This window comes from Dactylosporangium aurantiacum (genome assembly GCF_000716715.1).
GTDB classification, from domain to species: Bacteria; Actinomycetota; Actinomycetes; order Mycobacteriales; family Micromonosporaceae; genus Dactylosporangium; species Dactylosporangium aurantiacum.
The window spans coordinates 412,527-435,371 of the sequence record NZ_JNYJ01000001.1 but is presented as its reverse complement, the minus strand read 5'-3'; the positions used below and the strand labels follow the sequence as shown (position 1 = coordinate 435,371).

18 protein-coding genes and 1 pseudogene are annotated in these 22,845 nt (G+C 73.0%); 2 read left to right on the top strand and 17 right to left on the bottom strand.

Going from position 1 to position 22,845, the window contains the following annotated elements; genetic code table 11:
* Positions 1–147 precede the first annotated feature (147 nt).
* Positions 148–636 (top strand): transcriptional regulator BldD, encoded by a 489-nt coding sequence (bldD, locus tag OP18_RS01970; RefSeq protein WP_033356835.1) that lies wholly within the window; start codon positions 148–150, stop codon positions 634–636.
* A gap of 99 nt (positions 637–735) precedes the next feature.
* Here the strand turns inward: bldD and OP18_RS01965 are convergent, their stop codons facing one another.
* The 3 genes from OP18_RS01965 to efp are packed head-to-tail and all read right to left on the bottom strand — an operon-like array spanning position 736 to position 2,707.
* Positions 736–1,680, bottom strand: a complete 945-nt coding sequence (locus OP18_RS01965) for a PDDEXK family nuclease (RefSeq protein ID WP_033356834.1) — start codon at positions 1,678–1,680, stop codon at positions 736–738.
* An 11-nt stretch (positions 1,681–1,691) separates the two neighbouring features.
* Positions 1,692–2,099: a transcription antitermination factor NusB gene (nusB, locus tag OP18_RS01960; protein ID WP_033356833.1), complete on the bottom strand. Its 408-nt coding sequence runs from the start codon at positions 2,097–2,099 to the stop codon at positions 1,692–1,694.
* Between the two features lie 50 nt (positions 2,100–2,149).
* Positions 2,150–2,707, bottom strand: a complete 558-nt coding sequence (gene efp, locus OP18_RS01955) for an elongation factor P (protein WP_033356832.1) — start codon at positions 2,705–2,707, stop codon at positions 2,150–2,152.
* 138 nt (positions 2,708–2,845) lie between these two features.
* Here efp and mptB point away from each other — a divergent pair, with 138 nt between their 5' ends.
* Positions 2,846–4,195 (top strand): polyprenol phosphomannose-dependent alpha 1,6 mannosyltransferase MptB, encoded by a 1,350-nt coding sequence (gene mptB, locus OP18_RS01950; protein ID WP_052386077.1) that lies wholly within the window; start codon positions 2,846–2,848, stop codon positions 4,193–4,195.
* A gap of 1,056 nt (positions 4,196–5,251) precedes the next feature.
* Here mptB and aroB read toward each other — a convergent pair.
* The 14 genes and pseudogenes from aroB to hisS all read right to left on the bottom strand — a co-directional run bounded on the left by aroB (position 5,252) and on the right by hisS (position 22,844).
* Positions 5,252–6,328: a 3-dehydroquinate synthase gene (gene aroB / locus OP18_RS01945; protein WP_052386076.1), complete on the bottom strand. Its 1,077-nt coding sequence runs from the start codon at positions 6,326–6,328 to the stop codon at positions 5,252–5,254.
* On the bottom strand, positions 6,325–6,822 hold the full coding sequence (locus tag OP18_RS01940) for a shikimate kinase (RefSeq protein ID WP_033356830.1): 498 nt from the start codon (positions 6,820–6,822) through the stop codon (positions 6,325–6,327). Before OP18_RS01940 ends, aroB begins: the two co-directional genes overlap by 4 nt.
* Positions 6,819–7,997 carry a chorismate synthase gene (gene aroC, locus OP18_RS01935; RefSeq protein WP_033356829.1) on the bottom strand — a complete coding sequence of 393 codons (1,179 nt, stop codon included), beginning with the start codon at positions 7,995–7,997 and terminating at the stop codon, positions 6,819–6,821. The genes OP18_RS01940 and aroC overlap by 4 nt, the downstream gene beginning before the upstream one ends.
* A 57-nt stretch (positions 7,998–8,054) precedes the next feature.
* Positions 8,055–8,849, bottom strand: coding sequence for a shikimate dehydrogenase (locus OP18_RS01930; RefSeq protein WP_033356828.1), 795 nt, complete (start codon positions 8,847–8,849; stop codon positions 8,055–8,057).
* Complete coding sequence (gene mltG / locus OP18_RS01925) at positions 8,849–10,045, bottom strand: endolytic transglycosylase MltG (protein WP_033356827.1); 1,197 nt, start codon at positions 10,043–10,045, stop codon at positions 8,849–8,851. The genes OP18_RS01930 and mltG overlap by 1 nt, the downstream gene beginning before the upstream one ends.
* A 21-nt stretch (positions 10,046–10,066) precedes the next feature.
* Positions 10,067–10,534 (bottom strand): Holliday junction resolvase RuvX, encoded by a 468-nt coding sequence (ruvX, locus tag OP18_RS01920; protein ID WP_033356826.1) that lies wholly within the window; start codon positions 10,532–10,534, stop codon positions 10,067–10,069.
* A gap of 101 nt (positions 10,535–10,635) precedes the next feature.
* A complete protein-coding gene (gene alaS, locus OP18_RS01915) occupies positions 10,636–13,296 on the bottom strand; it encodes an alanine--tRNA ligase (protein ID WP_033356825.1) in 2,661 nt (886 codons plus the stop codon).
* Positions 13,293–13,559 carry a hypothetical protein gene (locus tag OP18_RS01910; protein ID WP_033356824.1) on the bottom strand — a complete coding sequence of 89 codons (267 nt, stop codon included), beginning with the start codon at positions 13,557–13,559 and terminating at the stop codon, positions 13,293–13,295. The genes alaS and OP18_RS01910 overlap by 4 nt, the downstream gene beginning before the upstream one ends.
* Before the next feature lie 55 nt (positions 13,560–13,614).
* Positions 13,615–14,064 carry a DUF948 domain-containing protein gene (locus OP18_RS01905; protein WP_033357030.1) on the bottom strand — a complete coding sequence of 150 codons (450 nt, stop codon included), beginning with the start codon at positions 14,062–14,064 and terminating at the stop codon, positions 13,615–13,617.
* A 103-nt stretch (positions 14,065–14,167) separates the two neighbouring features.
* Positions 14,168–17,479, bottom strand: a complete 3,312-nt coding sequence (locus OP18_RS01900) for a hypothetical protein (protein ID WP_033356823.1) — start codon at positions 17,477–17,479, stop codon at positions 14,168–14,170.
* Between the two features lie 41 nt (positions 17,480–17,520).
* Positions 17,521–18,867 (bottom strand): annotated as a pseudogene (locus OP18_RS01895) (replication-associated recombination protein A); the annotation flags it as partial.
* A 39-nt stretch (positions 18,868–18,906) separates the two neighbouring features.
* Positions 18,907–19,683, bottom strand: coding sequence for a sugar nucleotide-binding protein (locus tag OP18_RS01890; protein ID WP_245635227.1), 777 nt, complete (start codon positions 19,681–19,683; stop codon positions 18,907–18,909).
* Positions 19,684–19,685: 2 nt separating this feature from the next.
* Positions 19,686–21,488, bottom strand: a complete 1,803-nt coding sequence (gene aspS / locus OP18_RS01885; protein ID WP_033356821.1) for an aspartate--tRNA ligase — start codon at positions 21,486–21,488, stop codon at positions 19,686–19,688.
* A gap of 45 nt (positions 21,489–21,533) precedes the next feature.
* Positions 21,534–22,844 carry a histidine--tRNA ligase gene (hisS, locus tag OP18_RS01880; protein WP_033356820.1) on the bottom strand — a complete coding sequence of 437 codons (1,311 nt, stop codon included), beginning with the start codon at positions 22,842–22,844 and terminating at the stop codon, positions 21,534–21,536.
* Between the last annotated feature and the right edge of the window lies 1 nt (position 22,845).

Here is a 22,845-nt window from a genome sequence, read left to right as displayed (position 1 = left end):
CGTCGAACGCCAACCACCCTAACAACCGCCCTGACCTGGGCAACGGATGGGTCTCGACCACTTGACCACGCGTCTTCCGCCAGTTACGGTCACGCTCCGTAGCGATCGCTGGGGAAACCCCTCAGGCCAGTGACTGGGAGTGTCCGTATGCCGTCTGAGTACGCCAAGTCTCTTGGTGCTCGCCTGCGCTCCATCCGACAGCAGCAGGGGCTGTCTCTGCAGGGTGTCGAGGAGAAGTCGGCAGGGCGTTGGAAGGCCGTCGTCGTCGGTTCGTACGAGCGGGGCGACCGGGCCGTCACGGTGTCCCGCCTGGCCGAGCTGGCCGAGTTCTACCGCGTCCCCGTCGCCGAGCTGCTGCCGGAGGGCAGCGGCGTCCGGCACGAGCCCACCAACAAGATCGTCCTGGACCTGGAGCGGCTGTACGACGCCGGCGCCGAGGACCTCGCCTACGTGGCCCGTTACGCCCGGGCCATCCAGCAGCAGCGTGGCGACTACAACGGCCGGGTCCTGTCCATCCGGGCCGACGACCTGCGCGCCCTCGCCATCGTCTACGACGCCTCGCCGTCGGGCCTGGTCGAGCGGCTCAACGAGCACGGCGTGCTGGTCACCGACCCGCGCAGCCTGTTCCAGTCCTGACCGTCCGGAAGAAGGGGGCCGCTGCGCGGCCCCCTTTTTCCGGACCTCGAGTTGACCTTGGACACTTTGACCGGTCAGGACCGGCACGATCGTCCAAGGTCAACCGGGACGCCAGCCCGCCGCCCACAGTGCCGCCCGCAGCTGCCGTACGACGGTGGCCGGGTCGCGACGGAGCTGCCACGCGGTGAACCGCAGCAACCGGCCACCTGAGATCGCGATCTCATTGTGTTGGGTCATGTCAGCGGCCCAGGCCCGGACCTCCATGTGCTGCGCACCGTCGACCTCGACGTGGATCCCCCACTCCTCGAACAGCGCGTCCCGGTAGCGCCGACGCCCCCGGGCGTCCGTGCGCACCACCTGCCGGCTCGGCTCGGGCAGCCCGTTACGCCGACACAGCCGCAGGAACTGCACCTCGGAGATCGAGTGGGAGCCGCCGCGGGCGTCATGCACGGCCTGCCGGATCAGCGCCTCACGCCGCACGCCCTGCAGCCGGCCGAGCACATCGAGCACCTCGTCACCCGCGACCAGCCGCTGCTGGAACGCCGCCGCGACCACGGCCGTCGCCTCCGCGTCGTCACCGGCCCACTGCGCCGCGTCCACCAGCGACCGGGCCGCCACCGTGGCCGGGGGCAGCCCCCGCAGCAGCACATCCTCCCGGGTCAGCACCGCCGTGCGCCTGATCACCGTTTCCGGCAGCGCGGTCCTGACTCTGCGTTCGGCTGTGATCAGCACCTCGGTGTAACGCTTCGCATAGCCCTTGAGGCCGAGCGCCTCGAGCGCGCTGAACGCCGCCAGCGGCCCGCGGCTGCCCAGCACGCCCATCCAGCGCCGCTGCGGTACCCCGATCGGGCCGGTCATCGCCACGTACAACGAACGCACCGGCTGCTGCCAACGGCCTGACCGGACCCGATGGTCGAGCGCGTGCCGGGTCAGGTGGCGCAGGGCCTGGCGGCGGGAGATGACGTGGTGCTGGCGGAAGAGCAGGTGCTCGAGCGGATCCGCGTCCGGCGACGGCGGATCACGCTCGGCGTTGGTCCAGCTCACACCCGTGTGGGCTACGTGGCGTAGTCGGCGATCCGGCCGAGGATGCCGTTGAGGAACCGGGGCGAGTCGTCGGTCGACAGCGTCTCCGCCAGCTCGACCGCCTCCGTGATCGCGACCGGGTTGTCGATCTCGTCGTTGTACAGCAGCTCGTACACCGCGATGCGAGCCAGATTCCGGTCGACCACCGGCATCCGCTCCAGCGTCCACCCCTCGGCGTAGCTGGCCAGCAGCTCGTCGATGCGCACGGCGTGGCTCTCGACACCCTCGACCAGCTGCACCGTGTAGGGCAGGTAGCTGGGCTTCGGCTCCTCGAGGTTCGCCACGTAGGCCGTCAGGACCGACCCGCGCGGCTCACCGCGCAGGTCGGCCTGGTAGAGCACGTCGAGGGCACGCTTGCGGGCCTTGCGCCGCGCGGTCATCTGCGCGGTGACGTCGCCCCCGAGGAAGGAGCCCCCAGAGAAGGACACGGTCAGGCCCGGCCGAGGTAACGGCTGTCGCGGGTGTCGACCTTGATCTTCTCGCCGGTGGAGATGAACAGCGGCACGTTGACCGTGGCGCCCGTCTCGACGGTCGCCGGCTTCGTGCCGCCGGTGGAGCGGTCACCCTGCAGACCCGGCTCGGTGTACGTGACCTCGAGGACCACCGACGTGGGCAGCTCGACGTACAGCGGCACACCCTCGTGCGTCGCCACCGTCACCTCGGCCTCCGGCAGCAGGAACTTCGTGTTCTCACCGACGGTGCCGGCGGGGACCGAGATCTGCTCGTACGACTGCAGGTCCATGAACACGTAGTCTTCGCCGTCGATGTAGAGGTACTGCATCGTGCGCTTGTCGACGGTGGCGGTATCGACCTTCGTGCCGGCGTTGAACGTGCGGTCGACCACCTTGCCGGAGAGCACGTTCTTCAGGGTGGTCCGCACGAACGCGCCGCCCTTGCCCGGCTTGACATGCTGGAACTCAACAACGGTCCACAGATCGCCGTCGAGGTTGAGCACCAGGCCGTTCTTCAGGTCGTTCGTGGTTGCCATGTGGATAGACGTCACTTTCGTCGGTTGGTCCGTGCGGCATCGTGCCGGCGGAAAGGCCCGAAGCAGTGTACCGGTCGGGCAGGCACCCGTTCATGTCGCATTGGCCACGCGGACATGAGACTCAGCCAGTGTGCCGGGGTGGGAAGACCCGACATCGTCAACCGTACCCTGGGCTTCGCGGGTTCCGTCGCGATCGCGGTGGGTGGCGCCGCCGCGGGCGCGCTGCCGCAACGCGACCCGTTCGAGCACTGGCCGCTGATCCGCGAGCTGCGCGCCTTCCCCCTCGCCGGTGTCGCCGGCACGTACTTCGGCCTCGCCCTGCTGTGCGGCGCCTGGCTGCGGATGCGCGCCACCGCCGACACGCAACGCCCGGCCGACCTGATCCGGACCCTGCTGTGGTGGGCCGCGCCGCTCGCCCTCACCGCCCCCATGTTCAGCCGCGACGTGTACAGCTACCTCGCCCAGGGCGCCATGGTCGGCCGCGGCCTCGACGCGTACCGCTGGGGCCCGTCCGCGCTCGGCGGCCCGCTCGCGCTGGACGTGCCGGCGATCTGGCAGGACACCCCCGCGCCGTACGGTCCCGTGTTCCTGCGCTGCGCGTCGGCGATCCTCGCCGTCACCGGCGAGCACACCGTCGCCGGCGTCCTGGCGATGCGGCTCGTCGCCCTCACCGGCGTCGCGCTGATCGTCGCCTGCCTGCCGGGCCTCGCCGCCCGCTTCGGCGTGCCCGCGCAGCGGGCCCTGTGGTTCGGCGCGCTCAACCCGCTGCTCCTGCTGCACCTCGTCGCCGGCGCCCACAACGACGCCCTCATGGTCGGCCTGCTCGCCGCGGGCCTGCTCGCCGCCGCCCGCCACCGCCCGCTGCTCGGCGCCGCCCTCGTCACGGCCGCCGCGCTGGTCAAGGCACCCGCCGTCCTCGCCCTGGTCACGGTCGTCGCGCTGTCGCGTGGCCGTACCGGCGCCGTGATCCGCACCCTCGCCGGCGCCGCCCTCACGTTCCTGGTGCTGCAGGCGGCGTCGGGGCTCGGCCTGGGCTGGATCGCCGCCCTGCACACCCCGACCACGGTGCGCAACGGCCTGTCCCTGAGCACCGACGCCGGCATGCTGCTCGCCGTGGCCGGCCACCCCGACGCGATGGCGGTCATCCGGCTCGCCGGCGCCGCGCTCGGCTGCGCGCTGGCCGGTTGGGCGCTGCTGCGCGCCCCGAACCCGCTCGCCGGGCTGGGGCTCGCTTTGACCGCGATCGTCCTGTGCGGCCCGGTCGTGCATCCGTGGTATCTGCTGTGGCCGATCGTCCCGCTCGCCGCGGGCCTGCACCGCCAGCCCTCGGCCGCGGTACGGCTGTCGGTCGGCGTCGCGATGTTTTTGCTGCCGTTCGGGGCGCCCGGTTACCCTGAGGCGGTCGTGGCCGCCATCTTCGGCACGGTCGGTGGGGTGCTGTATCTGCGGCTGCGACCGCCGGTGCCGGCCCTGGTTCCCGCCACCTGACTGCCGCTGGGCCAGGGGTCGGTTACGGACGGCAATCGGCCCGAAGATCAATTTCCTGGCGTGGTGTATCGTGCTGTTGAAGCGGTACGGCACGGCGGTCGATGTTGGGGTGTTCGTCGGGGCAGTATTGGTCGCCTGGGCGCGGCGGTGAGTACGGGGTCGACCGAGGCGGCGCGCAAGGCCGTCCTTTGCGGGGTTGACGTGGACTGGCGTCGACGTGGATGAGCCGTCGACCTGAACGAGCCGCGCACCGGTTGCGAGCGGCGCGCCCCGTGGTGGAGGGGGCGCGACCCGTGGTGGAGGGGGCGCGACCCGTGGTGGAGGGGCGGCGTGTGCCCGGACCAGTGGAACAGCATGTGCGCGGACGAGCGGACACGGCCGGCGCCGCTGGGACGAGCGGACACGACCGGCGACGGTGAGCGGCGCGACCCATCCGATTGGGTGGCCGGCGACTCCGAGGTCGGCCGGTGGCGCCGCTCCCCGGAGCAGGCCAAATGGGTTCGTCCCGTAAGCCCGACGCGCTGATCAGGTTCGGTGCGCGTGCATCGTTTCGCACGTGGCATCGTTTCGGCGGTCGCGAACCCCGCCAGGTACGCCGCGCCGAGCCCTGCTTACCGAGTCCAGCGGGGTCATGTCCAATGCCACCAGCGAGTCGCCCCTGATAGCGGCCACGCCGAACAGCAGGTCACGCCGGCGCGCGAACCGAACCGGCGCGCGAACCGAACCGGCGGGCGAACCGAACCAGCGGGACCGCCACCGGCAAACCGAACCAGCGGGCGAACCGAGCCAGCGGGTCGATCCGGCAGGCCGAGCTGGCAGGTGGGTCATGCTGGCGGGTGGATCGACTGGCCCGTGCACACAACCGTTGCCTGGTATGACGAACGCGTTGCCTGGTATGACGGAACGCCGGCGGGGGTGGTGGCGGCGGTTGCCCGTGCGCGGGCCCCGCCGGCGATGTCGGAAACGGCGATGTCGGAAACGGCGATGTCGGAAACGGCGATGTCGGAAACGGCGATGTCGGAAACGGCGATGTCGGAAACGGCGATGTCGCAGCGGCTACGACGCGACGGCCGCGTACGCCTTGAGCAGCAGCTCGTCCGGTGGGCCGGCGAGGGTGCCCGGGGTGGCGAGGCCGTCGAGGACGACGAAGCGCAGCGTTGCGCCGCGGGCCTTCTTGTCGACGCGCATCGCGGCGTGCAGGTCGGGCCAGGCGGCAGCGTCGTACGTGACGGGGAGGCCGAGCAGGGTGAGCACGCGCTGGTGGCGGTCGGCGACGTCGGCGGGGAGGCGGCCCGTGAGCCGGCCGAGCTCGGCGGCGTAGACGAGGCCGACGCTGACGGCGTGGCCGTGCTTCCAGCGGTACTGCTCGCGGCGTTCGATGGCGTGGCCGAGGGTGTGGCCGTAGTTGAGGATCTCGCGCAGGCCCGACTCGCGCAGGTCGGTGGAGACGACCCTGGCCTTGACGGCGACGGCCCGCTCGACCAGCTCGGGCAGGACCGGGCCGTGCGGGTCGAGGGCGGCGGCGGGGTCGGCTTCGACGAGGTCGAGGATGGTGGGGTCGGCGATGAAGCCGCACTTGACGACCTCGGCCATGCCGGCGCGCAGGTCGTCGGCGGGCAGGGTGTCCAGGGTCGACAGGTCGCACACGACGCCGGCGGGTGGGTAGAAGGCGCCGACGAGGTTCTTGCCGGCGGCGGTGTTGATGCCGGTCTTGCCGCCGACGGCGGCGTCGACCATGCCGAGCAGGCTGGTCGGGACCTGGACGAGGCGGACGCCGCGCAGCCAGCTGGCGGCGACGAAACCGGCGACGTCGGTGACCGCGCCGCCGCCGACGCCGACGACGGCGTCGCTGCGGGTGAACGCGGCCTCGCCGAGGGCGTCCCAGCAGCCGGCGGCGACGGCGATGTCCTTGCCGGCCTCGGCGTCGGGGACCTCGAGGGGCAGCACCGTGTGGCCGGCGGCGCGCAGCGCGGCCATGACCTGCTCGGCGTGCCCGCGGACCGGGCCGGCGAACAGGACCGCGACCTGCGCGGCGCCGCCCACCAGGTCCGGCACCCGGTCGAACAGGCCCCGCCCGATCAGCACCGAGTAGCCGTCGACGTCGACCACGGAGAAGCCAACAGAGGAAGTCACAGCTTGCCTGCCAGTTCTTCGGCGATGTCCTCGGGGGTCCGGCCGTCGGTGGCGACCGTGATCGTGGCGACCTGCTCGTACAGCGGCCGGCGCTGGTCCAGCAGGTACTTGAGCGTGGCCCGCGGGTTCAGGGCGAGCAGTGGCCGGCCCGTGCCCAGGCCGACCCGGGAGACGGCGTCGGACAGCTGGACCGACAGGTAGACCACGGTGTGCCCGGCGAGCAGCTCGCGGGTCTCGGGGGCGAGGATCGCGCCGCCGCCGAGGGCCAGGACACCGTCGAACGTGGTGAGCGCGTCGGCGACCGCGGCCCGCTCCAGGGCGCGGAAGTGCTCCTCGCCCTCGTCGATGAAGATCTCCGGGATCGGTTTGCCCGCGGTGGTCTCGATGTCGGCGTCGACGTCACGGAACGGCACCCCGAGCGCCTCGGCGAGCAGCGTCCCGACCGTCGTCTTCCCCGCCCCCGGAGCCCCGACGAAGACCGCTCGGGGGCTCACCGGATCACCAGGTGCTCGAGATACCCGGCGACGTTGCGCTGGATCTCCGGCACCGAGTCGCCGCCGAACTTCTCCAGCGCCGCCTCGGCGAGCACCAGCGCGACCATCGCCTCGGCGACCACGGCGGCCGCCGGCACCGCGCACACGTCGGAGCGCTGGTTGATGGCGGTGGCCGCCTCGCCCGTGGTCACGTCGATGGTCTGCAGGGCGCGGTTGAGCGACGAGATCGGCTTCATCGCGGCGCGGACCCGCAGCGGCTCGCCGGTGGTGATGCCGCCTTCGAGGCCGCCGGCGCGGTCGGTGACGCGCCGCACCCCGTCGGCGGTGTTGACGATCTCGTCGTGGGCCTGGGAGCCGCGGGAGCGGGCCTGGGTGAACGCGTCGCCGATCTCCACGCCCTTGATCGCCTGGATGGACATGAGGGCGGTGGCGAGGCGCGCGTCGAGCTTGCGGTCCCACTGGACGTGGCTGCCGAGGCCCGGGGGCACCTCGTAGGCGAGGACCTCCACGATCCCGCCGAGGGTGTCGGCGTCCTTCTTGGCGGCGTCGACCTCCTCGACCATGCGGGCGCTGGCGTCGGGGTCGAGGCAGCGCAGCGGGTCGGCGTCGATGCGGTCGAAGTCCTCGGGCCGGGGCAGCAGGCCCGGCTTGGCGGCGACGGAGCCGAGCTCGATGACGTGGGAGACGATCTCGACGCCGAGGGCCTGGCGCAGCAGGGCCTTGGCGACGGTGCCGACGGCGACCCGGGCGGCGGTCTCGCGGGCGCTGGCGCGCTCCAGGATCGGCCGGGCGTCGGTGTGCCCGTACTTCTGCATGCCGGCGAGGTCGGCGTGGCCGGGGCGGGGCCTGGTCAGCGGCGCGTTGCGGGCCTGCGCGGCGAGCACCTCCGGGTCGACCGGGTCGGCCGCCATGACGGTCTCCCACTTCGGCCACTCGCTGTTGCCGACGCGGATCGCGACGGGGCTGCCGAGGGTGCGTCCGTGCCGCAGGCCGCCGATGAACTCGACGACGTCCTGCTCGAACGCCATCCGCGCGCCGCGGCCGTAGCCGAGGCGTCGACGGGCCAACTCTGCCGCCACGGACGCGCTCGTCAGCTCGATGCCGGCGGGAACACCCTCCAGGATCGCGACGAGTGCCGGGCCATGCGACTCACCTGCGGTCAACCAGCGCAACACGTCGGCAAGTCTGTCACGGCGGTACGACACTTCCCACAGTGAGGTAACCGGCGCCCGTCAGGCGGGACGCAGCGCCGCCCGCATCGCGTCGACCGGCGCCTTCACCTCGGTGAACAGCTCGAACTGGTCGACGGCCTGCCACAGCAGCAGGTCGAGCCCGGACACGATCGCGCACCCGGCGGCCTGCGCGGCGGCGGCGAGCGGGGTCGGCCACGGCTCGTAGATGGCGTCGAACACGACGGGCCGCCCGGACCAGTCGGCGACTGCGAGGCTGTCGGCGGCGCCCTTCGGCACGGTGGAGATCACCACCGGGAACGCGGTGCACCCGGCGAGGGAGTCCCAGGGCGCGTGGGCGAGGTCGACGTCGAGGGCGGCGGCGACCGGCAGCAGCTCCTCGTAGGCCTCGGGGCGCCGGGTGTACAGGGTGACGTCGGCGGACAGGGCGGCGGCCGCGGCGATCGCGGCGCGGGCGGTGCCGCCGCCGCCGAGGACGGCGAGGGCCGGGGTGCGGGCGACGCCGGCCTCGAGCAGCGCCCGGACCATGCCCGGGGCGTCGGTGTTGTAGGCGTGCCAGCCGTACGCGCGGCGCACGAGGGTGTTGGCGGCGCCGATCGCGGCCGCGAACGGGTCGACCATCGCGGCGACGGTCAGCGCCACCTCCTTGAGCGGCATGGTGAGCGACAGCCCGGCCCAGTCGGTGCCGAGCCCGGCGACGAGCCCGGCGAGCTCGTCGGTGCCGCATTCGATCGCGGTGTACGACCAGTCGCGAAGCCCGGCGGCGGCGTAGCCGGCGTTGTGGATCGCCGGTGAGCGGGAATGGCTCACCGGCTGGCCGAGGACCGCCGCCCGCACTACTTGACGCCGTTCTTCTGGGCCTGCTCCCACAGCTTCTCGAACTCCGAGTACGTCTTGGCGTACGCGGTGTTGCCGGCGGTGTCGATGGCGAGGAAGAAGTAGTAGTCGTGCTTCGGCGGGTTGATCGCCGCCTTGAGCGCGCTGTTGCCGGGGTTGCTGATCGGGCCGATCGGCATGCCCGGCACGTCGTGGGCGTTGTACGGGTTCTTCTTGTTGTGCAGCTCGGAGTTGAGCAGCTCGGTGGACGGCTTGGCGCCCTTGCCGGTGATGCGCAGGTAGTAGTTGACGGTGCTGTCGACCTGCAGGCAGTTGCACGGGAACTTGCCGGAGTAGACCCGGTTGTACAGGACCCGGACGATGCCCTCCTGGTCCTTGTCGAGGCCCTCGACCTGGGCGATCGACGCGGCGATGAGCGCCTCGTAGGGCGAGATGTGCAGCGAGGCCTGCACGCCGTCGATGAACCCGGTGGTCTCGATCTCCTGGTTGAACCGCTTGATGATGATCTTCAGGATGGCGGTCGCGTCGACGTTCGGCGGGAAGTCGTAGGTGGCCGGGAACAGGAAGCCCTCGATGCTCTTGGCGACCTGCTTGCCGTCCTGGCGGGCGAACCACACGTCGCTCAGCCCGAGCGCCTTGGTGTCGGCGGCGGCCTTCTCGAAGTCCTCGTACGGGATCTTGGTGACCTCGGAGAGCTTCTTGAAGGTGTCCTGGTAGGTGAGGCCCTCGGGGAGGGTGACCTTGTTGACGAGGCGGCTCTTCGGGTCGAGCATCAGCGACAGGGCGTCGGCGGCGCGCATCTGCTTGCGCAGCTTGTAGAAGCCCGGCTGCAGCTTCTTGCTGCGCTCGTCCTTCTTCGCGGCCTCGATGAACGCCTTCGCGCTCTTCACGACATCCTTTTCCGCCAACGTGGCGGCGATGTCCGCGGCATACTGGTTGGGCAGGACCTCGACCGTCACCTCACCGGTGCCGCCGCCGTTGTAGTCGGCAGCGGTGAACATGTCCTTGACCCGGTCCACACCGACATACGCCCCGTAGGCCAGGCCGCCGAAGACCAGCAGGCTGATGAAGAGCGCGAGAAAGGTCCTCCCGCCGCGCCCCTTCTTCCTGCCGCGGGTCCGGCTCGCCGTGGCACGGGTGCGTCGGTGTCTGCTGGGGCGCTCCTCGTCGTCCCAACCCAGGTCCAGCTCGTCCATCTGTCCTTCGCCTCCTGGCATTCAGCCGCGCACCGCTCCGGCCCGGTGCGTGTCGAGCCAACGTTGCAGGATCTCCACCGCGGCCACCTGGTCGATGACCGCGCGTTGCCGCCTGCCCCGGACACCACGCTCCGACAGCCTACGTGTTGCGGCCGCGGTGGACATCCTCTCGTCCGTCAGCAGCACCGGCACCGGGTCCGCCAAAGCCGCCAGCCGATCCGCGTATTGCCTGATCAGCACCGCTGCGGGGCCTTCCTGGCCGGCGAGGTTGATCGGCAGGCCGACAACGATCGCGACCGCTTCGTACTCAGCGACCAGTCGCAGTATTTCGGACATGTCCGAAGGGGTGCGGTCACTGTCCGTGTCCGGGTCGCGCGGGACCGTCGCGACCGGGCTGGCGAGGATCCCGTCGGGGTCGCAGACGGCGACGCCCACCCGGACGGTGCCGACGTCGACGCCGACGCGCCGCCCCCTGGTCCATGGCGTCACTCGCGCTGCGCTCACGGGTAGCACCCTATGCGCACCGCGCATCCCCCGGACGGCCGCGGGTAGGTGAATCGACGAATTCACCTACCCGCATGCGGTGTCGCCTACAGCGCGCGTTCGACCGCGGCGAGGAGGTTCGGCGCCTCGGCGGCCGGCACGCCGCCGCCCTGCGCGAGGTCGGCGTTGCCGCCGCCGCGGCCGGACAGGGCCCCCTTGACCAGGTCACCGGCGGACAGGCCGCGGCCCTTCGCGGCCGCGTTGAGCCCCACGACCAGCGACGCCTTGCCGCCGGCGCGGGCGGCGACCGCGACGACCGCGGGCCGGTCGGCGGGGATCCGGCCGCGGATCTCCTGCACCAGGGTCCGGACCTCGTTGGCGGAGGTGCCCTCGGGCGCCTCGGTGCCGACGTAGGCGACGCCGTGCACGTCCTTCGCCGCGTCCGCGAGCCCGCCGGCGTTGGCGAGCACCAGCTGGGTGCGCAGCTTCTCCAGCTCCCGCTCCGCGTCGCGCAGCTGCGCCACGGTCTGCTCGACCCGGTCGGCGACCTGGTCGCCCGGGACGCGGAACAGTTCGGCGAGGCGGGACACCAGGACGTGCTCGCGGGCCAGGTGGCCGAACGCGTCCAGGCCGACGAGGGCCTCGACCCGCCGTACACCCGAACCGATCGACGACTCGGAGAGGATCTTCACCAGGCCCAGCTGGCTGGAGCGCTCGACGTGGGTGCCGCCGCACAGCTCGCGGGCGTAGTCGCCGACCTCGACGACGCGGACCTCGTCGCCGTACTTCTCGCCGAACAGGGCCATCGCGCCGAGCTTGCGCGCCTCCTCCTGCGAGGTGATGAACGCGTGCACCAGCAGGTCCCGCAGCAGCACCTCGTTGACCTGCTGCTCGACGTCGTGCAGGACGCTCTGCGGCACGGCGCCGGGGGTGTTGAAGTCGAAGCGGAGCCGGCCGGGCGCGTTGAGCGACCCCGCCTGCGTCGCGGACTCGCCGAGGAAGTTGCGCATCGTCTGGTGGATCAGGTGGGTCGCGGTGTGCGCCCGGGACACGGCCCGCCGGCGCGCCGTGTCGATCTCGGCGAACGCGGACTCGCCGGGCCGGATCTCACCCTCCAGGACCTTGACCCGGTGCACGATGAGACCGGGCAGCGGGGTCTGCACGTCGAGGACCTCGACCTTGCCGCTGCCGGTGGTGATGACGCCCAGGTCGGGCATCTGGCCGCCGCCCTCGGCGTAGAACGGGGTCGCGTCGAGGACCAGCGACACCTCCTCGCCCTGGCCGGCGGCGGCCGCGCCGAGCAGCGAACGCACGACCGACTCGCGGGCGACCTCGCGGTACCCGGTGAACTCGACCGGCCCGCCCTGCTCCAGCGCGGCCCGGAACTGCGACAGGTCGGCGTGGCCGGTCTTGCGGGCCTTCGCGTCGGCCTTCGCGCGGGTGCGCTGCTCCGCCATGAGCCGGCGGAAACCCTCCTCGTCGACGGTGAGCCCCTGCTCCGCCGCGATCTCCAGGGTCAGGTCGATCGGGAAGCCGTACGTGTCGTGCAGCTGGAACGCCTTGTCGCCCGGCAGGACGCTCTTGGCGGCCGCCTTGGTCTCCGTGACGGCCAGGTCGAGGATCGTGGTGCCCGCCCGCAGCGTCTGCAGGAAGGCCTCCTCCTCGCCGTACGCGTACTGCGAGATCCGCTCGTAGTCGGCGGCGACCTCCGGGTACGACGGGGACATGCAGTCGCGGGCGATCGGCAGCAGGATCGGCAGCGCCGGGCCCTCGTGCCAGCCCAGCAGCCGGATCGAGCGGATCGCGCGGCGCAGGATGCGGCGCAGCACGTACCCGCGGCCCTCGTTGGACGGCGTGACCCCGTCGGAGATCACCATGAGGGCGGTGCGGACGTGGTCGGCGATGACGCGCAGCCGCACGTCGTCGGGGTGCGACTCGGCGGCGACGTGCGACACGGCCTGCCCGTAGCGCTTGCCGGTCATCTCCGCGGCCTTGGCGAGGACCGGGTTGACCTCGTCGATCTCGTACAGGTTGTCGACACCCTGCAGGATCGACGCGATGCGCTCCAGGCCCATCCCGGTGTCGATGTTCTTGTTCGGCAGCTCACCGACGATGTCGAAGTCCTCTTTGGACCGCACGTTGGTGATCTCGTACTGCATGAAGACCAGGTTCCAGAACTCCAGGTACCGGTCCTCGTCGACCTCGGGGCCGCCCTCGCGGCCGTAGGCGGGGCCGCGGTCGTAGTACAGCTCGGAGCACGGGCCGGCCGGGCCGGGGATGCCCATGGACCAGAAGTTGTCCTTCTTGCCCCGGCGCACGATGCGCTCCGCGGGCAGGCCGGTGCGCTTCCAGATCTCGATCGCCTCGTCGTCGTCGAGGTAGACCGTCGCCCAGATCCGGTCGGCGTCCAGACCGAAGCCGCCCTGGTCGACCGGTTTCGTCGACAGGTCCCAGGCGAGCTTGATCGCGCCTTCCTTGAAGTAGTCGCCGAAGGAGAAGTTGCCGTTCATCTGGAAGAACGTGCCGTGCCGGCTGGTCTTGCCGACCTCGTCGATGTCCGGGGTACGGATGCACTTCTGCACGCTCGCCGCCCGCGGGTACGGCGGGGTGCGCTGGCCGAGGAAGAACGGCACGAACTGCACCATGCCGGCGTTGATGAACAGCAGGTTCGGGTCGGCGATCGCCGGCAGCGGCGCGCTGGGCACCACCGTGTGTCCCGCGCCCTCGAAGTGGGCGAGGAAACGACGCTTGATCTCCGCGGTCTTCATCGGTGCTGCCGGCCTTCCGGGTAAAGGTCTTCGTCAAGGGTCGAACCGTCGGTGAACGCGGCGTGGATCTCGGCCTCACGCTCCGCCATGCCGTCGCGCACGTCGTCGACGAACCCGCGGACGCTCTCGGCGAACCCGACGGCCGAGTTGCGCGCCGAGGCGGCCATGCCCTGCGGGGTGAACGCCTGTGCTTTCTTCGTCACCGCGCGGACCACCAGCGCGCCGACGGCGAGTCCGATCCCGAGCCACAGCATCCGCCGCATGGCTCAACCTCTCTGTTCGCGTTGTTTGTCGTCTGTACGGGCAGCGCCGGGCCGGTCAGGCCCGCTTGCGCCGCGACTGCTTGATCTGCTCCCGCACCTCGGCCTCGTCGGCGGCGGCGCGGCGGTTCGCGGCGGCCTTGCGCACGCCGTAACCGAACGCGGCGACCTTCACCAGCGGGTTCGCGGCGGCCGCGCTGACCACTGTGGACAGGTTCGCAACATTCGCGCTCACGTGCGACACGTTCTCGGTGATCGTGTCGATGCGGGCCAGCTGCATGTTGACCCCGTCAAGCGTGGTGTGCACCTGGTTGAGGGCCACGTTGACATTGTCGATGGTGGTGTTGACCCGCTCCAGCATCGGGGTCGTCTGGTCCGCGACGTCGCGCAACGCGCCGGTCGCCGCGTCGATCGTGTGCCGGACCCGCAGGATCGGCACCGCGAGCACGAGCACGAGCACGAAGAAACCACCCGACGCCACCAGCGCCGCAATACCGCCCAGGGACACGGACACGCCCGACCTCCTTCACCCGCGTGGATGCGCTCATCCAACGCAGACGAACCCTACCCTCCGTGATGTAGCGGCGCTTCCCGACCGGCCGGTGTCGCGGTCAACCGCCGCCCTGGTCCCCACCTGGGCCGTAGCTGATCCGGTTGAAGACCTTGATCGTCGTCACCGCGAGCGGGCAGATGGCGGTCGGCGCGGGCGCCGGGCCGTCCACCTCGCTCGGCTGCGGATTCGGCTCCTGCGACGCCGGCTGGCTGGCCGGCGCCTTCGCCGTCGGCTTCGCCGACCCCGCCGGCGGCGACGCGTTCACCGTCGGCCGGGCGTTCTTCACGTCACAGACGGCGGCGCGCACCCACAGGTCCAGCACGTACTCGTCGCGCTGCCAGCAGGTCTCGATCCCGTCGACGCCCTCCGCCTGGCAGTCCGGGATGTCCCACTCCACCCAGCCGGCGTCCCTGAGCTTGCCGACGAACGCCCGGTTCGTCTCCTCCGGCCCGCGCGCCGACTCCCACGTGCGCTGCCGCGACCGGCACTCCCGGATGCACCACCGGCTGCCCAGGGCCCCGTCGGTGGGGTTGCGCGCCGCCCACTCCGGCAGGTTCAGGTTGTCCAGCTCCACGAACACCGGGTCCCGGGTGAACTCGCGGATCACGAAGAACGCCGCCGGCGCGCTCACCACCGCGAGCACCACGAAGATGATCGTGGCCAGGCGCAGCTGCCGGACCCGTTTCGCCTGCGCGAGCTGCAGCAGCCCGAACGGCGCGATCTGCGTCGTGGACTCCCAGTCGAACGCGCCCGGGGTGGTGGCGGTCCCCCGGTACGTGATCGCCGGGTTCGGGTCGAACCGGGCGAGGTCCACGAACGGTTTCGGCGGCGCCTCGCCGGGCTGGCGGGCCACCCCGTACGGCGCCGGCCGGCCGCCGGGACCGCCCTGGCCGCCCTGGGGGCCGCGCTGCTGCTGCGGTCCGCGCTGCTGCTGTGGTCCGCGCTGCTGGGGGTGCTGCGGGCCGTGGTGGATGCCGGGCCCACCGCCGGTCTGGGTGCCTTTGGGGCCGCCGGGACCGCCTTGGCCGCCGGGACCGCCTTGGCCGCCGGGACCGCCTTGGCCTGGGCCGCCGGAGGTGCCAGGGCCGCTGGGACCGCTTCGGCCGCCGGGGCCGCCGCCTTGGCCGCCTTGGCTGCCGGGGCCACCGGGGCCGCTGGAGCCGCGCGGTCCGACGGTGCCGCCGCCGGCGAGGGGGCCGGTGCCGTGCGGTCCGCTGCTGTGCGGCCCGGCGCCGCGGGGGCCGGAGCCCTGGGCGCCGACGCCCCGGGAGCCGGCTGAGCCGTGGGCGTCCCTGCCCGGTGCCGCGGCGGGACCGGGGTCGGCGGCGAACCGGCTGGTCAGTTCCGCTCCGGAGCCGCCACGGCGCTGCGCCGGCGGGAGCCCGTCGGCGGCGAAGCGGGTCTCGTCGGCGGCCGCCTCGAACGCCCGGCGCCCGCCGCTCTGCTCCAGGTCGTGCTCGCCACGGCGCGGCTCGGGCACCGCCGCCCGCCTCCCCCGCGACGGCGACTCGTCGTCGAGCCGCCTCTCCCGCGACGGCGACTCGTCGTCGAGGCGCCGACCACGCGACGGGGACTCGTCGTCGAGGCGCCGACCGCGCGACGGGGACTCGTCGTCGAGGCGCCGTCCGCGCGACGGGGACTCGTCGGCGGCACGGCGGCCACGCGAGGGGGACTCGTCGTCGTCCCGGCGTTCACCGACCGGGGCGCGGTGGCCTCCAGGCGGTGTTTCCTGAGCGGGCGAGTCCCACGGCGAGGGCACCGCCCCGGGCACGGACGTGCGGCCCGTGACGGATCCGCCACCGCCAAGGGGCGGGCGGCTCACGGGTGCGGCGGCCGGACCCCGCTCACCGGGCTCGACGCCGGGCACACCCGGCACGGCAGCCCCGGGCACGGCGGTGCGACCAGTGGCGGGCGGCACCCCGGGCACCGCCGTGCGGCCCGTGACGGGCGGCGTGCCGGGCACCGCGGTGCGGCCCGCGACGGGCGGCACCCCGGGCACGGCGGTGCGGCCGGTGACAGGCAACGCTCCCGGCACCGCTGTGCGGCCCGACACCGGTGCGGCACCCGCCGCGGCACGACGCCCGGCGGGCGGCTCGGAAGCGGCCCGCCGCCCGGCGGTCGGCTCAGCGATCTCGGGAGCCGCCCGCCGCCCGATGGTGGGCTCACCGGTCTCCGGCGCCGCACGCCGCCCGGCAGGCGGCTCAGGAGCGGCCCGCCGCCCGGCGGCGGGCTCGGCAACACCTGGAACGGCCCGCCGCCCGATGGTGGGTTCAGTGACGTCCGGCACGGCCCGGCGCCCGATGGTGGGCTCAGCGATCTCCGGCGCGGCCCGCCGGCCGATGGTGGGCTCGGCGACCTCGGGAACGGCCCGGCGCCCGACCGTGGGCTCAGGGAGCTCGGGAGCCGCGCGCCGCCCGATGGTGGGCTCGGGGATCTCAGGAGCGGCCCGGCGCCCGGCGGTGGGCTCGGGGCTGCCCGGCGCGGCGCGGCGGCCGGTGGGGGGCTCAGCGGTCTCCGGCGCGGCGCGGCGGCCGGTGATCGGCGCAGAAGGCTCAGGGGCGGCGCGGCGGCCGACGGACTGGGAGGTCTCCGGCTGCCACGGCGGCGCGGGCTCGGGCACGCCGCCCCGCCCACGGGCCGGCACACCACCGGACGGCGACTCCCGCTCGACCTCGCCACGACCCGCGCCGCGACCGGCCGGCCAACCAGCGGCAGGCTCCGCCGCCGCACGCCGGCCACCGGCCGGAAGACCACCCGACGGGGACTCCCGCTCGGCGGGACCCCGCCGCCCGGCCGGCGCGACGCCACCCGACGCCGGCAGACCACCCGACGGCGGCTCCACGCCACGGCGGCCCGACGCCGGCAGACCGCCCGACGGCGGCTCCACGCCACGGCGACCCGACGCCGGCAGGCCACCCGACGGCGGCTCCACGCCACGGCGGCCGGACGTGGGCACGCCACCCGGCGGGGGCTCGGCGGCGCCGCGGCGGCCCGAGGCCGGCAGGCCGCCCGACGGCGGCTCCGCGCCACGGCGGCCGGACGTGGGCACGCCACCCGGCGGGGGCTCGGCGGTGCCGCGACGACCCGACGCCGGCAGGCCGCCCGACGGGGACTCCCGGGGCACGTGCCAGGCCTGGGTCGGCTCGGCGGGTCGGGGCGGGTCCGCGCGGCGGCGGGGGTCCGGGGGCGGGGCGTCGTCCAGCAGGTCACGGCCGCCGGGGCCCGGGGTGGCCGGGGGCGGCGGCAGGACGTCCTCGTCGCCGCGGGCGCTGCGGAGTTCGGCGAGCCAGCCGAGGTCCTCGTCGCTCGGGCCTTCTTCGGCCTTGCCGCGGCCGCGCCGCTTCTTGGCCTCGTCTCGACCCGATGTCACCGGTGCCGCTCCTCCACCATGCTGGTCACGCCGTCGGTCCCCCGCACGATACGCCGCAGTTTGGGCAATCGTTCCGCCACAGCGCGCTCAGCGCCATGGCCCGTAGGGCGGTAGTACTCCCGGTCGTCGAGCCCTTCCGGGGCGTACCGTTGCGGGACAACGCCTCGAGGGTCGTCATGGGGGTATTTGTACCCTTTGCCGTGGCCGAGCTTGGATGCGCCGCTGTAATGCGAATCGCGTAAATGCGCGGGAACTGCACCGCCGTGCCCGGCGCGCACGTCGGCCATGGCGGCGCCGATCGCGACGACGACCGCGTTGGACTTCGGGGCGAGCGCCAGGTGGATCACGGCCTGCGCCAGCACGATCTGGGCCTCGGGCAGGCCGACGAACTGCACGGCGTGCGCGGCGGCCGTCGCGGTCTGCAGCGCGGTCGGGTCGGCCATGCCGACGTCCTCGCTGGCGTGCACGACGAGCCGCCGGGCGATGAACCGGGCGTCCTCCCCCGCGACCAGCATCCGCGCCAGGTAGTGCAGGGCGGCGTCGACGTCGGACCCGCGGATGCTCTTGATGAACGCGCTGATCACGTCGTAGTGCTCGTCGCCGTCGCGGTCGTAGCGCAGCGCGGCCACGTCCACGGCCCGCTCGGCGGTGGTCAGGTCGACCTCGGTGACGCCCTGGGCCAGGGCGGTGCCGGCGGCCGCCTCCAGGGCCGTGAGCGCCTTCCTGACGTCGCCGAGCGCCAGTCGTACCAGATGCGCCTCGGCCTCCGGGGCGAGCGTGACCTGGCTGTCGAGCCCGCGCGGGTCGGTCAGGGCGCGCCGGACCAGGCGGCGCACGTCATCGTCGGTGAGCGGCTCGAGCTTCAGCAGCACGCAGCGCGACAGCAGCGGGGTGATGACGGAGAACGACGGGTTCTCGGTGGTCGCGGCGAGCAGCGTCACGGTGCGGTCCTCGACCGCCGCGAGGAGCGAGTCCTGCTGCGTCTTGCTGAAGCGGTGCACCTCGTCGATGAACAGCACGGTCTGCGGGCCGCCGCGGCGGCGTTCGCGGCGTGCGACATCGATGACCGAACGCACGTCCTTCACCCCGGAGGTGAGCGCGGACAGCGCGACGAACTTCCGGTCGGATGCGCCCGCGACCAGGTGCGCGATGGTGGTCTTGCCGGAGCCGGGCGGGCCGTAGAGGATCACCGACATCGGCGCGGCACCGACGACGAGCTGCCGCAGCGGGGCGCCGGGAGCCAGCAGGTGCTGCTGCCCGACCAGCTCGTCCAGGGTCCGTGGCCGCATCCGCACCGCGAGGGGCGCGTCGGCGGCGACGTCGTCGAACCCGCCGGGCCGCGCGGGGTCGCCGCCGTCCGGTGGTTGCACCTCAAACAAGCCGTCCACGGCCCCAGACCCTACATGTTTGCGCTGCGAAACAGATTTCTAGACGGGTCGCGGGGTGAGCCCGAGCAGCCGCGCGGCGGCGGAGGAGTCCAGCACCACCCGGCCGGGGCGGGTCAGGCCGCTCGCCGCGAGGGTGGCGGCGGGCACGGCGGCGGCGTCCACGCCGTGCCGGGCGGCGACCCGCACGCCGAGCTCGTGGCGGGACAGCGCCTGCGGGCCGGCGATGTTGAGCACCCCGGCGTGGTCGGTCGCGGCCAGCGCGACGACGGCCGCGGCCAGGTCGTCCACGGCGATCGGGCAGCGGATCTCGTCGGTGAACAGCGCACCCTGCGCCGCGCCCGTGGCCAGGTCGAGGCAGGTGCGCTCGTGCCGGGACAGCTCGCCGCGGCCGCCGGAGACGATCAGGGAGGTCCGCACGATGGCGGCGCCCGGGTCGACGGCGGCGACGGCCTCCTCGGCGGCGGCCTTCGCGGCGCCGTAGTCGAACACCGGCGACGGCGCGTCCGCCTCCGTGTACGGCGCGTCACGCCCGGCGAACACGGCGTCGGAGGACACGTGGACGAGGCGGGCGCCGACCGCGCGGGCCGCGACCGCGACGTTGGCGGCGCCGGCGGCGACCACGGGCCACAGGTCCTGCGGTGCGCCGCCCTTGTTGCCGAGGGTGGTGGCGGTGTGGATGACGGTCGCGGGCCGTACCACGGCGAACAGGGCGGACAGCGCGGCCAGGTCGCGGATGTCCACCCGGGGTGCGGGCACCGCCCCGGCGAGGGCGGCGACGGCGCCTCCGAGATACCCGGAGGCGCCGGTCACGAGCACCGTCAAGCCTTCGCCTCGGCGGCCGCGGCCTTCGGCTTGGCGTCGACGCCGGCCTCGGCGCGCTGCTGCGCCGTGATCGGGGTCGGCGCGCCGGTCAGCGGGTCGAAGCCGCCGCCGGTCTTCGGGAACGCGATCACCTCGCGGATCGAGTCGGCGCCGGCGAGGAGCATGCAGATGCGGTCCCAGCCGAAGGCGATGCCGGCGTGCGGCGGCGGGCCGTACTTGAACGCCTCGAGCAGGAAGCCGAACTTGTCCGCGGCGTCCTCGGGGCTGATGCCGAGGATGTCGAAGACCCGCCGCTGCACGTCGCCGCGGTGGATACGCACGGACCCGCCGCCGATCTCGTTGCCGTTGCAGACGATGTCGTACGCGTAGGCCAGGGCCTCGCCCGGGGACTCCTCGAACCGGTCGATCCACTCGCGGTTCGGCGAGGTGAACGGGTGGTGCACGGCCGTCCAGCCCTTCGCGCCGCCGCCGGTGCCGCCGGCGTCCGGGTCGGTGGGCTCGAACATGGGCGCGTCGACGACCCAGCAGAACGACCAGGCCGACTCGTCGACGAGCTTGGCCCGCTTCGCGATCTCGATGCGGGCGGCGCCGAGCAGCTCCTGCGCCTCGCGGCGCTCGGTGGCGGCGGCGAAGAAGACCGCGTCGCCGGGCTTGGCGCCGACGGCGTCGGCGAGGCCGGCCAGGTGCTCCGCGGACAGGTTCTTCGCCACGGGGCCGCGCGGCTCGCCGGTCTCGGCGTCGAGCACCACGTAGGCGAGGCCGCGGGCGCCGCGCGCCTTGGCCCAGTCCTGCCAGCCGTCGAGCTCCTTGCGGGTCTGCGCGGCGCCGCCGGGCATGACGACCGCGCCGACGTAGCCGCCGGCGTCGATCGCGCCGGCGAAGACGCGGAACTCGGTGCCGCGCAGGTAGTCGGTCAGCTCGGTCAGCTCGACGGAGTAGCGCAGGTCGGGCTTGTCGGAGCCGTACCGGGCGAGGGCGTCGTGCCAGGTCAGCTTCGGGATGTCGCCGGTGATCTCGTGGCCGGCGAGGTCGGACCACAGAGCCCGCACGATCGCCTCGCCGAGCTCGATGATGTCGTCCTGGGTCACGAACGACATCTCGATGTCCAGCTGGGTGAACTCCGGCTGCCGGTCGGCGCGGAAGCCCTCGTCGCGGTAGCAGCGGGCGATCTGGTAGTACCGCTCCAGGCCGCCGACCATGAGCAGCTGCTTGAACAGCTGCGGCGACTGGGGCAGCGCATACCAGGTGCCGGGCTGCAGCCGCACGGGCACCAGGAAGTCGCGGGCGCCCTCGGGCGTGGAGCGGGTCAGCGTCGGGGTCTCCACCTCGACGAAGTCGCGCTCGGCGAGCAGGTTGCGGGCGATCTGGTTGGCCCGGGAGCGCAGCTTCATCGCCTTGTGCGGGCCGGAGCGGCGCAGGTCGAGGTAGCGGTAGCGGTAGCGCACGTCGTCGCTGGCGGCCTCGCCGTCGTCGACCGGCAGCGGCAGCGGCGCGGCCTCCGACAGCACCTCCAGGGAGGTGGCGACGACCTCGACCGCGCCGGTGGGCAGGTCGGGGTTCTCGTTGCCGGCCGGGCGGGTGCGCACCTCGCCGGTGACCAGGACGCAGTACTCGTTGCGCAGCGCGTGCGCGACCTGCATGTCCTCGCGGAAGACGACCTGGACCACGCCGGAGGCGTCCCGCAGATCCACGAAGATGACGCCGCCGTGGTCGCGGCGGCGGGCCACCCAGCCGGCGAGCGTCACGGTCGTGCCGGCGTCGCCGGCCCGCAGGGCGCCGGACTGATGGGATCGGATCACGGGATGTCTCTCTCCTTCGCGTACGGGCAGGTGGTAGTCATTCTGTCACCGCAGCGTCGGGGCGATGTCCTCGGCGGGGGGTGCCCATCCTTCGGCGTCGACCTGCTCCCCGCTGCGGATGTCCTTCACCTGGTCGGGGTTGTCGCCGTTGGCGGGGAACCAGACGAACGGGATGCCCCGCCGCTCGGCGTGGCGGATCTGCTTGCCGAGCTTCGCCGGTACCGGCGCGACCTCCGTGGCGATGCCGCGGGACCGCAGCGACGCGGCGATGCGGTTGCTGACCGGCCGGTCCTGCTCGCTCCACAGCGCGACCAGCACGGCGGTCGGCACGGGCCGGGACACCGTCAGGGCCTCGGCCTTGAAGAGCAGGCCGAGCAGGCGCGAGACGCCGATGGAGATGCCGACGCCGGGGAAGACGTCCCGGCCGGCGCTGGCGAGGTTGTCGTACCGCCCGCCGGAGCAGATCGAGCCGAACTGCTCGAACCCGGCCAGCTCGGTCTCGTAAACGGTGCCCGTGTAGTAGTCGAGGCCGCGGGCGATCTTCAGGGTCGCCTCGACCAGGCCGGGGCTGTGCTCGCGGGCGGTCTCCACGACCGCCGCGAGCTCGGCGACGCCCTCGTCGAGCAGCGGGTGCTCGACGCCGAGCTTGCGGACCTCGTCGGCGAAGGACGCGTCCTGCGCGCGGATGGCGGCGAGCGCGAGGCAGGCGTCCGCCCGCGCCTCATCATATTTTCCGGCTATTTCCGCTTTCACGGCGTCCGGACCGACTTTGTCCAGTTTGTCGACTATTCTGAGAATTTCTTCCGGCTCGTCGATGTCGAGGCCCCGGTAGAACCCCTCACACAGCTTGCGGTTGTTGACCATGATCTTGACCGGCGGAATCGGCAGCGACCGCAGCGCGTCGCCGATGACCAGCGGGATCTCGGCCTCGTAGTGGGAGGGCAGGGTGTCACGGTCGACGATGTCGATGTCCGCCTGCAGGAACTCGCGATAGCGGCCGGCCGCCGGGCGCTCCCCCCGCCACACCTTCTGGATCTGGTACCGGCGGAAGGGGAACTGCAGCTTGCCGGCGTTCTCCAGGACATACCGCGCGAACGGGACGGTCAGGTCGAAGTGCAGCCCGAGGCTCGGCTCGTCGTCGCCCTCCGCCGCCTGCAGGCGGTGCAGCGTGTAGATCTCCTTGGAGGTCTCCCCCTTGCGCAGCAACTGGTCGAGCGGCTCGACGGCGCGCGTCTCCAGGGGCGAGAAGCCGTACAGCTCGAACGTGCGCCGCAGCCGGTCGAGGACCTGCTGCTCGACGAGGCGCTGCTCGGGGAGCCACTCCGGGAAACCGGACAGCGGCGTGGGACGGGTCATC

Coding starts and splice junctions, on each gene's coding strand:
- bldD (WP_033356835.1), top strand. CDS start 148: ATGCCGTCTGAGTACGCCAAGTCTCTTGGTGCTCGCCTGCGCTCCATC.
- nusB (WP_033356833.1), bottom strand. CDS start 2,099: ATGACCGCGCGGCGCAAGGCCCGCAAGCGTGCCCTCGACGTGCTCTAC.
- efp (WP_033356832.1), bottom strand. CDS start 2,707: ATGGCAACCACGAACGACCTGAAGAACGGCCTGGTGCTCAACCTCGAC.
- mltG (WP_033356827.1), bottom strand. CDS start 10,045: ATGGACGAGCTGGACCTGGGTTGGGACGACGAGGAGCGCCCCAGCAGA.
- alaS (WP_033356825.1), bottom strand. CDS start 13,296: ATGAAGACCGCGGAGATCAAGCGTCGTTTCCTCGCCCACTTCGAGGGC.
- OP18_RS01910 (WP_033356824.1), bottom strand. CDS start 13,559: ATGCGGCGGATGCTGTGGCTCGGGATCGGACTCGCCGTCGGCGCGCTG.
- hisS (WP_033356820.1), bottom strand. CDS start 22,844: ATGACCCGTCCCACGCCGCTGTCCGGTTTCCCGGAGTGGCTCCCCGAG.